This window comes from Vibrio sonorensis, from assembly GCF_001854765.1.
GTDB classification, from domain to species: domain Bacteria; phylum Pseudomonadota; class Gammaproteobacteria; order Enterobacterales; family Vibrionaceae; genus Vibrio; species Vibrio sonorensis.
Window position 1 is genome coordinate 1 of the sequence record NZ_LJJE01000051.1, and the last position, 298, is coordinate 298.

The 298-nt window shown below is 44.6% G+C and carries 1 protein-coding gene; it reads left to right on the top strand.

Annotation, left to right across the window (positions count from 1 at the left end; genetic code table 11):
* On the top strand, positions 1-298 hold a 298-nt coding region (locus BLO31_RS09240; protein WP_139158976.1), incomplete at both ends, for a Tn3 family transposase.

Here is a 298-nt window from a genome sequence, read left to right on the forward strand (position 1 = left end):
GAGCTCATCATTCAGCAATACGATGAAATGATCAAATATACAACTGCGCTCAAACAAGGTACGGCTGACCCAGAAGCCATACTGCGTCGTTTTACTCGAAATAATATCCAACACCCTACGTACAAAGCTCTTGCCGAATTGGGCAAGGTGATCAAAACCATCTTCCGATGTCGATACATTGGTTCGGAAGAACTTCGTCAGGAGATCCATGAAGGGCTAAATGCGTGGAAAACTGGAACAGCTGCGAACTCATTTATCTTCTATGGTAAAGGTGGGGAAGTTGCAACTGATCGACTAG